Origin of the sequence: Mesorhizobium sp. M7D.F.Ca.US.004.01.2.1 (genome assembly GCF_003997785.1) — a bacterium.
GTDB classification, from domain to species: Bacteria; Pseudomonadota; Alphaproteobacteria; order Rhizobiales; family Rhizobiaceae; genus Mesorhizobium; species Mesorhizobium loti.
Map to the genome: position 1 here is coordinate 1 of NZ_RZRQ01000227.1, position 9,829 is coordinate 9,829.

Genomic DNA, 9,829 nt, shown 5'->3' on the forward strand with positions numbered 1-9,829 from the left:
GCCCGCGATGGCCTGATTCGGCCGAAACGTGAGCGGCGATTGTGTGGGCGAGGCCGGTCGGGTGCAGCTTTGCCAGCGGGGCCGCGGCGGCGGTGCAGACAAAGCCGTCGAGCAGCACGGGTATGCCGAGATAGCGGGCAGCCAGCGTGGCGCCGAAGATGGCGGCGAGTTCGCGGCCGCCGAGCGCGGCAGCGATAGCAAGCGGGTCGGCGAGGGTGGCCGCGTGACGCTTCAGGCCGGCTTCGATGGCGACGACCTTACGCTTCAAGCCGGCGTCATCGACGCCGGTGCCGCGCCCGGTCCATTTTTCCGCACCGCCGCCGAACAGGGCTGCTGAGATGGCAGCCGCCGGCGTCGTGTTGCCGATGCCCATTTCACCGAAGCAGATCAGGTCGAGATCTTTTGTCACCGCGTCGTAGCCGGCGGAGACAGCCGCGAGAAACGCCTCTTCGTCCATTGCCGGTACTTGCGTGAAATCGCCGGTCGGATGGTCGAGATCGAGCGGGATAACGTCGAGTTCGGCACCTGCCATGCGGGCAAGCTGGTTGATGGCGGCACCGCCGCCGGCGAAATTTGCCACCATCTGCACGGTCACTTCCGAGGGATAGGCCGAGACGCCTTGCGCGGTGACGCCGTGGTTGCCGGCGAAGACGAAAACCTTGACGCGGTCGAGTTTCGGCATGTCGCGGCCCTGCCAGCGCGCCAGCCAGGCGGCGATGGTCTCCAGCCGGCCAAGGCTGCCTTGCGGCTTGGTCAGCGTGTCCTGGCGGCGTGCGACCGCGTTTGCAGCGGTATCGCTGCCGGCCGGCAGTTCGAGGCAGGCGGCGCGCAGTTCTTCGAGTGATTTGAAGGGCATGGGGGTAAAGTCTCCGAAAGGGAATCAGGCCAAAAGGGAATCAGGAAAGGGCTACGGAAGCGACGAGCAGCACCGCGATTTCGCTTGCCTGCTGCAGTGCGCCGATCGTGTCGCCGGTCTGGCCGCCGATCTGGTTGAGGCAAAGGGCGCGGAATGCGGCAAACAGCAGGCCAAGCAGGATGAGCGCGAAAACGGCGCCGCCGAGCCCGAGCAAGAGGAGCGGAATCGCGCCGAGCACGGCGCTGGCTGTTGCCGTTTCGACCGAGACAGTGCCGGCATCGGCCGAGAGGCCGTCGATCCGCGCTGGGGGTAAGAGATGCATGAAGGCGCCAAGCAGGCCGCGAGAGGCCGCGTGCGCGGCCAGGAGGGCAAACAGCGCCTGTGTAGGCTCGACGAACTCCGACAGCGCGCTCCAGCGGATCAGCAGTGACAGGCCCAGCGCCGCCGCGCCATAAGCGCCGATGCGGCTGTCGCGCATGATCTCGAGTTTGCTGCCGCGTGATTTGCCGCCGCCAAAACCGTCGGCGACGTCGGATAGCCCGTCCTCATGCAGACAGCCGGTGGTGAGCAGAGTTGCCACAAGCGCGAGGGCCGCCGCCGGCCCCATGGCAAGGCCAAACCGTTCCGCCGTGGCAAAGACGATGGCGGCGATCAGGCCGACGACGAGGCCGGCGATGGGGGCCGCCCAGATCGCGGCGGCAAGGCTGCGGCCGCGAAAATCGAAGACGGGCAGCGGCAGACGGGTGAAGAAGACCAGGCAGAGCGCGATGTCGTCGACGATCTGCCGCGGTGAAAGGGCCAGGTTCTTGAACTTCATGCTCTAGCCCCTCGCAATCGCGTGGAAGAAGGTGCCGCTGACATGGCCGCGCCGATAGCCCGAGGCGCCGATCGGATTGCCCTGTCCGTCGGCGAGGTCGGCCAGCGGCTCGTCATTGCCGGTAGAGGTCATCTGCGCATAGTGGAATTCGTGGCCACGGATCAGCGCGCCAGCTGAGCCCAGCGGGCAATCGGCGCGCAACCGCGCCTCGCGATAGCCGAGGTTCATCTTGCGTTTGGCGAAGCTGGTGGAATGGCCGAGCAGGCCGAGCATCGCATGCGTTTCGCCTGACGCATCCTCCAGAGCTTCGCCCAGCACCATGAAACCACCGCACTCGCCATGGATGGGCTTCTTCGCCGCAAATCTTGCCATTCCGGCTTTGAAAGTCTCCGCTGCAGCGAGCCGGCCGGCGTGAAGCTCGGGATAGCCGCCGGGCACCCAGCAGACATCGCAATCCGCGTCGGGTGCCTCGTCGGCGAGCGGCGAGAACGGGACGATTTCGGCACCGGCTTTGCGCCAGTAGGCGGCGACATGCGGGTAGAGGAAGGTGAAGGCGGCATCCTCGGCCAGCGCGATGCGCTGACCGGGCGGCGCTAGCGCGTCAGCAAAGCCGCCAGACGCCGGGGTGAGGGGCGTCGCCAGGGCCATGATCGCATCGAGGTCGAGCGACCTTTCCGCCATGTCGGCCAGCCGGTCGAGATGCGCCATCAGGTCGTCATATTCGCCGGCCTGAACGAGGCCGAGATGGCGCTCCGGCAAATTGAGCGTGGGATCGCGCAGGATGGCGCCGACGACCGGCAGGCCGATCGCCTCGATGGCCTCGCTGCACAGCTTGCGGTGCCGCTCACTGCCCAGCCGATTGAGCACGACACCGGCCATGCGCACATCAGGATCGTAGGTGGCAAAACCCTTGGCGACGGCGGCTGCGGTGGTCGACTGGCCGGAGACGTCGAGAACCAGCAGCACCGGCAAGCCATAGAGCCGCGCCAGGTCGGCCGCCGAACCGGTGCGGCCTGGCGAGGCCGGAATGCCGTCGAACAGGCCCATGGCGCTTTCGAGGATGACGAAATCGGTGTCACCGGCGGCTTGCGCTGCCAGCGCGTTGAGGAGGGATGGCGGCATCGCCCAGCTGTCGAGGTTGACGCCGGACAGGCCCGTGGCGGCGGTGTGGAAGCCGGGGTCGATATAGTCGGGGCCGGATTTGGCGCCGCGCACTTTCAGCCCGCGCCGGGTCAGCGCGCGCAGGATGCCGATGGTGACGCTGGTCTTGCCGGAGCCGGAGCGCGGCGCGCCGATGATGATGGCCCGGGCCGTCATGCTTCCCCCGCCAGCGCTGCGCGCATGGCAACGATGCCGCCGACGACGATCAGCGCCGGCGAGGCAAGACCGGCGGTGGCCGCTTCCTCGGCAATGGTGGCGAGCGTGGCGACGACGGTTCGTTCCTGCGGCGTCGTCGCAGCGACGATCACTGCCGCCGGTGTTGACGGCGCCAACCCGCCGTCGAGCAGTGCCGCGGCGATCAAGGGCAGATTGGCCATGCCCATATAGACGACGACAGGCTGGCCGGTACGGGCGATTGTTGCCCAGTCGAGATCGTCATCGGTGCCGGCGGCATGGCCGGTGGCCAGGATCACCGCCTTGTTGATGCCGCGCATGGTGGCCGGAATGCCGGTGGCGGCCAGCGCGCTGAGGCCCGAGGTCAGGCCGGGCAGCACGCGGAACGGGATACCTTCCCGCGCGAGCGCCAGAGCTTCTTCGCCGCCACGGCCGAAAATATAGGGGTCGCCGCCCTTCAGCCTGACGACGCGGCGCCCGTCGCGCGCCAGCCGCACCAGCAATGCAGTGATGTCGTCCTGTTTCATCGACGGTTTTCCGCCGCGCTTGCCGGCAAAGAAAAGCTCGGCATTTTCAGCAACGGCGACGACATCCGATGAGACCAGCGCGTCGTAGACCAATGCATCCGCTTCGGCCAACGCCGCCAACACTTCCAGGGTCAGGCAGCCGGGGTCGCCGGGGCCGGCGCCGGCCAGCCAGACGTGGCCCGGGTCCAGGCGGCGCGGCTTGAAATTCAGCCGGGACAAAGCCTGTTCGAGCGTGGCGTTTTCGCCGGTGTTTTTGGTGCTGCCGCTCACAATCCGTCCCGTCCGCGAAAACGCCGTTGGTAATGGGCGTCGTACAATGAACTCTCGCCAAAACCTTCCGCCGCCAGCGAGCGGCCGACGAAGATGATCGCCGTGCGCTCCATCGGATCGGCGGCGAGCAGCGCTTCGATGGTCGCCAGCGTGCCGGTCAATACGCGTTCGTCTGGCCAGGAGGCGCGGAAGACGATCGCCACCGGGCAATCGCCGCCATAGTGCGGTGTCAGTTCGGCGACGACGCGGTCGATGGCGTGGATGGCCAGATGAATGGCCAGCGTGGCGCCGGTGCGGCCGAAGCCGGCCAGCGTTTCGCCGGGCGGCATTTTTGATGCGCGCCCGGAAATGCGGGTCAGCACCAGGCTTTGCGCGACTTCCGGAATGGTCAGTTCGCGACGAAGTGCGGCGGCGGCAGCGGCGAAGGAGGGGACGCCCGGCGTCAGCGTGTAGGGAATGCCGTGCTTTTCCAGCCGCCGGATCTGTTCGGCAACGGCGCTCCACACCGACAGGTCTCCGGAATGCAGGCGGGCGACATCATGGCCCGCCTTGTGGGCCTCGAGATAGGCGGCCTCGATTTCGTCAAGCGACATCGGTGCGGTGTCGATCAGTTTTGTCCCCGGCGCGCAGTGCTGCAGCAATTCGGGCGCGACGATCGATCCGGCGTGGAGGCAGACTGGGCAGCTCGCCAGCAGCCTGGCGCCGCGCAGCGTGATGAGGTCGGCAGCACCCGGACCGGCGCCGATGAAATGAACGGTCATGGAGCATCTCCGCTGATGGCGATGGCGCAGGTGACCGGGCCGAGCACCGTGCGAGGGCCGAGCAGCCTGGCGCCTTTGCCGGCGACGGCAAGGGCGGATGCCTCGGAAACCGATGGCGTGCCGGCAACATCCTGCGAGAGGTCGGAATGGCTGAGCGTGTCCGACGAGGCGGCCTGAAGCGTGGCGTCATCGACGACGATGACCGGAAGACTCAGCACGCGGCCAGCGGCAGAGATCGCTTCTTCATCCTTCTTGAGCGCGGCAGTCGCCAGTGCCGAAAGAGCCGTCATCGTCATGCCATGCGCTTCGAGCGCGGTCTCGATCGCCGCAAGCACATCCTCGACGCTCACGCCCTTTCGGCAGCCTATGCCCACGACCATCATGGCTTCACCCAGCTCCATTGGGTGACAGGCATGGCCGGCCGCCATGCCTGCATCGTGCCGACCGGCGACGCGCGGGAGATGTTTATCCGGGTGAGATCGCCGCCAAGCGAGACATGGCGGGCAAGAAGCAAGGTTTCCATCTCCAGCGTCACCGCGTTGGCGACCAGACGGCCGCCCGGGCGCAGGGCCTTGACGGCAGCGTTCAAGACGCCGGCATCGCTGCCACCGCCGCCAATGAAGATCGCGTCAGGCGTGTCCAGCTTGGCCAGCCCCTTGGGGGCGCTGCCCTCCACCACGACAAGGCCGGGAACGCCGCAGGCGGCGGCGTTGCGGCCAATGCGGGCGGCGCGGATCGGATCGGCCTCGATGGCAATAGTGCGCATGGAAGGGTGGGCCAGCATCCATTCGATGCCGATGGAACCGGAGCCGGCGCCGATGTCCCACAGCAATTCGCCACGCCTCGGCGCCAGTGCCGACAGGGTGATCGCGCGGATTTCGCGCTTGGTGATCTGGCCGTCATGAACGAACAGATGATCGGCAAGGCCAACCGTGAGCGGCAGGACGCGCGCATCCGGGCCGGACTCAACTTCGACCGCCAACACGTTGAGTGGATTGATGTTTTCGAGATCGAAGGCGTCGGCGCGGGCCGTGCGCCGGCTCTCGTTTGACCCGCCCAGCGCCTCCAGGATCGTCAGCCGCGAGGCGCCGAAGTCGAGTTCGGTGAGCAGGCGGGCGATCGCCGCAGGGGCTTCGGCGTCAGACGTCAGCGCCAGGATACGGGCGTTTGGCTGCAGTAGCGGCCGGATCAGGTCGAGCGGCCGGCCATGCAGCGAAACGGTTTCGGTGTCCTGCAGTGCCCAGCCGAGCCGGGCGGCCGCCAGCGAAACGGCTGACGGCGCGGGGATGACATGCATCTCCTGTGGCTTGACCTTGCGGGCGAGGGTGGCGCCGACGCCGTGGAAGAACGGATCGCCGGAAGCGAGCACGCAGACGCGCCTGCCGGCAAGCGCCAGCACGTCGCGCATCTCGGCATCGAAAGGTATCGGCCATGGGCGCGGCTCGCCCTTGGCGAAGGAAGCGACAAGGGCGAGGTGCCGCTTGCCGCCGAAGATGACTTCCGCTTGGGCAATCAGCTGCTTGGCCTCGTCGCCGAGACCCGCTAAACCGTCCTCGCCGATGCCGACGACCGTAAGCCATTTTAGGTTGAGCTTGGCGCCGCGCGGATCCTTAGCAGGCATGATGACCCACCGTATTCTGATCCTCGGCGGCACCACCGAAGCGCGGCAACTGGCCGGAAAACTGGCGGCGCGTGCCGATTGCTCGGTCATGCTTTCGTTGGCTGGCCGCACCGAAAGTCCGGTCGCGCAAGGCGTGCCGGTGCGAACCGGAGGCTTTGGCGGTGCCGATGGGTTGGCCGTCTATCTCAGGGAGACGGGCACCGATCTGCTGATCGACGCCACGCATCCCTATGCGGCGCGAATCTCCGCCAATGCCGCGCAAGGCGCGCGCGTCGCCGGTGTACCGATCCTTGCCCTGCGACGCCCCGGCTGGGAGCCTGTCGAAGGCGACCGCTGGACGCAGGTCGATACGTTTGGCTATGCCGCGCAGGCGCTTGGACCGGCGCCGCGCCATGTCTTCCTGGCATTGGGCCGGCAAGAGGTCGCTGCCTTCGAGGCAGCACCGCAGCATCATTATCTCATCCGCAGCGTCGATCCCGTCGAGCCGAAGCTGGCCGTGCCCGATGCTGAATATCTGTTGGCCCGTGGCCCGTTTCGCGAGGCGGAGGAACGCGCGCTGCTCGAAAAGCATCGCATCGATGTCGTCGTATCCAAGAACAGCGGAGGCGAGGCAACCTACGGCAAGATTGCCGCGGCGCGGGCGCTTGGCATCGAGGTGGTGATGGTGCGCAGGCCGGCGCTGCCGGATGTTAACTCGGCTGAAACCGTCGAAGCGCTGGCCGCCATTGTTGATCAACTTGGGGTCGATCATTTTGTCCGCCCCGTCGACGAACGCGGCGTGTAGACCAGCGCCGGCTTTTTGCCGCGCTTGATTATGCGGGTCTCCGGCGAGCCGATGATGATGCAGGTCGCCATGTCGGCCTTTTCAGCCTCGACATCGGCCAGCAGATAGACCTCTATCCGCTCGTCGGGACGGCCGGCGGCGCGGCCGAAAATCACCGGCGTGGTGCCTGGCAGGATTGCGGCCAGGCACTCGAAGGCTCGGCCAAGCTGCCAGGGGCGCGCCTTGCTGATCGGATTGTAGAGCGCGATGACGAAGCCGGCGCCGGCCGCCGCCAGCAGGCGCAGCTCGATCAGTTCCCAAGGCTTCAGATTGTCGGACAGCGAGATGGCGCAGAAATCATGGCCGAGCGGCGCGCCGATGCGAGCGGCAACCGCAAGCATGGCGGTGATGCCGGGCACGACGGCGACATCGACGGCACGCCATTCGGCCGGGCCGGCTTCGATCGCCTCGCAGACGGCGGCCGCCATGGCGAAGACACCGGGATCGCCGCCGGAGACGACAGCGACGTCATGGCCCTCGGCAGCCTTGGTCAAGGCGTCCTTGGAGCGGGCGAGTTCCTCGCGGTTGTCGGAAGCGACGCGGGTCTGGTCCGGGCGCAGCTCCAGCCGGTCGAGATACGGTTTGTAGCCGTAAAAGAATTTGGCTTCGGTGACGGCGCGGCTGGCTTCCGGGGTGACCTGATCGGCGTTGCCGGGGCCGAGGCCGATCACAGTGAGACGGCCGCTCATGCTTGCGCTCCCAAAGCCCCGGGGCGGCCGGACCAGCCGGCGACCAGCACGATGGCGAAATAGGGCGCCTTGTCGTCCTTTTTGTCGGCAAGCTTCATCGAGACGCTGCCGGCCATGGTGCCGCGTTCGACATACACGGCGCGTGTCAGCTTGCCGGTGGCTTCCAGCGCCCGCCGGATCTTGGGTAGGTTGCGGCCGACCTTCATGATGACGGCGGCATCGGTATCCGCCAACCGGCGCATCAGCTCGAACTCGCTCATCGTGCCGGGCAGCACGGTCAACACGTCGTCGCCCTGGACGATAGGGACACCAGTCTGCGACCAGCAGCCGGACATGGCAGTTACGCCGGGAATGACCTCTGTCGGGAAGCGATGGGCGAGCCGCACATGCAGATGCATGTAAGATCCGTAGAAAAGCGGGTCGCCCTCGGAGAGTACGGCAACCATTTTGCCAGCCTGGAGATGTTCGGCGACCTTTTCGGTCGACTCCTCATAGAAAGCCGTGATCTGCGAGCGGTAGTCGTCGTGATCCTTGTCGATTTCGGTGGTGACGGGATAGAGCAGCGGCAGCTCCAGCATATCCGGCCGGAAGCGTGTTTCGACGATGGCGCGCGCGTTGCTGTTGTTGCCGCGCTTGGCGAAATAGGCCACGACATCGGCTTCCGACAAGGCTCGCGCGGCCTTCAGCGTCAGCAGTTCGGGGTCGCCGGGACCGGTGCCGACGCCAACGAGACGACCTTTGAGAAGGGCATTCACAGGCCCGGCCTCGCCAATGAATTGAGCGCGGCGGCGGTCACGGCGCTGCCACCAAGCCGGCCACGCACGATGGCGTAGGGAACGCCGTAGGAATTCTCGGCCAGCGCATCCTTTGATTCGGCAGCACCGACGAAGCCGACCGGCATGCCGATGATGGCCGCCGGCTTGGGCGCGCCATCGCGCAGTTTTTCCAGGAGGTAGAAGAGCGCGGTCGGCGCATTGCCGATGGCAACCACCGAACCGGCCATGCGTTCGCCCCAAAGGTCGATCGCGGCAGCCGAACGGGTGTTGCCGATCTCCCTGGCGATGTCGTGCGTGCGCGGGTCGCGCAAGGTGCAGATCACCTCATTGCTCGCCGGCAGCCTGGCGCGGGTGACGCCGTGCGAGACCATTTCCGCGTCGCAGAAGATCGGCGCACCAGCCGCCAAAGCGGCGCGGGCGGCGGTAACGAAATCGCTGGAGAAGACAAAATGACTTGATGCTTCGACCTGGCCGCAGGCATGGATCATGCGGATGGCGACATCGGCCTCGGCTTCGGAAAAGCGCGAAAGATCGGCCTCGGCGCGGATAATGGCGAAAGAGCGCTCATAGATCGCCGTGCCGTCATGGATGTAGTCGTAGGCGGCCATGCTCATTCCTGTCGGTAAGCCTCGGCGATACCGGCCGGCCCGAGCCTTGTCAGGCAAGCGGCGGCGGTTTCGCCTTGATATCGTGTGCTGCGGATCATTGCCGCGACGCGGCCGATGCCGCGCGCGGCGTCATAGCCCGGCCTGTAGCCGGCAGGAAGGGCCTTTGCCGTCGCGTTCACGACAAGTCCGGCTCCGTTTTCGCCGCCGACTATCGTTAGCGCAGCCGGGCCGGGGTGGGCGCAGCCCTTGGCGCATCCGGAAACGTGCAGCGTGAAGTCGAGGATGTCGGCGTTTTCAGCGGCGATCGTCTCGGCAATGTCGCGCGTGGCGATCCGGCCGGAGGCGCAGGCCGGCGTGCCAGGGCAAGCGGCAATGCGCGTGCGCGGGTCGGCGGGGGAGGTGACGAAGCCGAGGGTGGCGGCGGTGCGCTGAAGCGATGAGTTGGCGGCGGCTGGTTGACCAAGGAAAAGGAAGGCCCGGCCTGGGGCGAGGCGGATTTCTGACGTGCCGTGCGTGAGGGCGCTTTGGGCAAGGGCGATGATCTTGTCCGCCGGCATGCTGCCATAGGGGAGAGCGATGCCGAGGGCAATGGCGTGGCGTACATTGAAGACGCCAATTGGCCGGCGAGAGTGCTCTACGGCGCCCCCCTCTGTCCTGCCGGAGGGGGGCGCCACAGAATGCCAGCTTGCGAGAGACGCCAATTGTCTCTCCGACAAATCCCTTGCGTGAGCCTCGCGGCCTTTCTC

11 protein-coding genes and 1 pseudogene are annotated in these 9,829 nt (G+C 66.8%); 1 reads left to right on the top strand and 11 read right to left on the bottom strand.

Going from position 1 to position 9,829, the window contains the following annotated elements:
• The 7 genes from EN993_RS24910 to cbiE all read right to left on the bottom strand — a co-directional run.
• Nucleotides 1-856: nicotinate-nucleotide--dimethylbenzimidazole phosphoribosyltransferase (locus tag EN993_RS24910; protein WP_164757794.1), on the bottom strand; the 856-nt coding region annotated here is incomplete at its 3' end.
• A gap of 40 nt (nt 857-896) precedes the next feature.
• On the bottom strand, nt 897-1,673 hold the full coding sequence (locus EN993_RS24915; protein WP_127265087.1) for an adenosylcobinamide-GDP ribazoletransferase: 777 nt from the start codon (nt 1,671-1,673) through the stop codon (nt 897-899).
• Between the two features lie 3 nt (nt 1,674-1,676).
• Complete coding sequence (locus EN993_RS24920) at nt 1,677-2,990, bottom strand: cobyrinate a,c-diamide synthase (protein WP_127265088.1); 1,314 nt, start codon at nt 2,988-2,990, stop codon at nt 1,677-1,679.
• Nucleotides 2,987-3,805: a uroporphyrinogen-III C-methyltransferase gene (gene cobA / locus EN993_RS24925; protein WP_127265089.1), complete on the bottom strand. Its 819-nt coding sequence runs from the start codon at nt 3,803-3,805 to the stop codon at nt 2,987-2,989. Before cobA ends, EN993_RS24920 begins: the two co-directional genes overlap by 4 nt.
• On the bottom strand, nt 3,802-4,566 hold the full coding sequence (gene cobM / locus EN993_RS24930) for a precorrin-4 C(11)-methyltransferase (RefSeq protein WP_127265090.1): 765 nt from the start codon (nt 4,564-4,566) through the stop codon (nt 3,802-3,804). Before cobM ends, cobA begins: the two co-directional genes overlap by 4 nt.
• Entirely contained in the window at nt 4,563-4,949 is a 387-nt protein-coding gene (locus EN993_RS24935; protein WP_109668456.1) for a cobalamin biosynthesis protein, read from the bottom strand. Before EN993_RS24935 ends, cobM begins: the two co-directional genes overlap by 4 nt.
• Complete coding sequence (gene cbiE / locus EN993_RS24940; protein ID WP_127265091.1) at nt 4,946-6,187, bottom strand: precorrin-6y C5,15-methyltransferase (decarboxylating) subunit CbiE; 1,242 nt, start codon at nt 6,185-6,187, stop codon at nt 4,946-4,948. The genes EN993_RS24935 and cbiE overlap by 4 nt, the downstream gene beginning before the upstream one ends.
• Nucleotide 6,188: 1 nt before the next feature.
• On the opposite strand from cbiE, the gene EN993_RS24945 reads away from it, so the two are divergent.
• Nucleotides 6,189-6,971, top strand: a complete 783-nt coding sequence (locus tag EN993_RS24945; RefSeq protein ID WP_126069468.1) for a cobalt-precorrin-6A reductase — start codon at nt 6,189-6,191, stop codon at nt 6,969-6,971.
• Here EN993_RS24945 and EN993_RS24950 read toward each other — a convergent pair.
• From EN993_RS24950 to EN993_RS24965, 4 genes and pseudogenes are all read right to left on the bottom strand, one after another.
• Nucleotides 6,935-7,699 carry a precorrin-3B C(17)-methyltransferase gene (locus EN993_RS24950; RefSeq protein WP_127265092.1) on the bottom strand — a complete coding sequence of 255 codons (765 nt, stop codon included), beginning with the start codon at nt 7,697-7,699 and terminating at the stop codon, nt 6,935-6,937. The two genes, EN993_RS24945 and EN993_RS24950, sit on opposite strands and share 37 nt — an antisense overlap.
• A complete protein-coding gene (locus EN993_RS24955; protein WP_127265093.1) occupies nt 7,696-8,454 on the bottom strand; it encodes a precorrin-2 C(20)-methyltransferase in 759 nt (252 codons plus the stop codon). The genes EN993_RS24950 and EN993_RS24955 overlap by 4 nt, the downstream gene beginning before the upstream one ends.
• Complete coding sequence (locus EN993_RS24960; RefSeq protein ID WP_127265094.1) at nt 8,451-9,083, bottom strand: precorrin-8X methylmutase; 633 nt, start codon at nt 9,081-9,083, stop codon at nt 8,451-8,453. The genes EN993_RS24955 and EN993_RS24960 overlap by 4 nt, the downstream gene beginning before the upstream one ends.
• A 2-nt stretch (nt 9,084-9,085) precedes the next feature.
• Nucleotides 9,086-9,829: pseudogene (locus tag EN993_RS24965) on the bottom strand (precorrin-3B synthase); the annotation flags it as partial.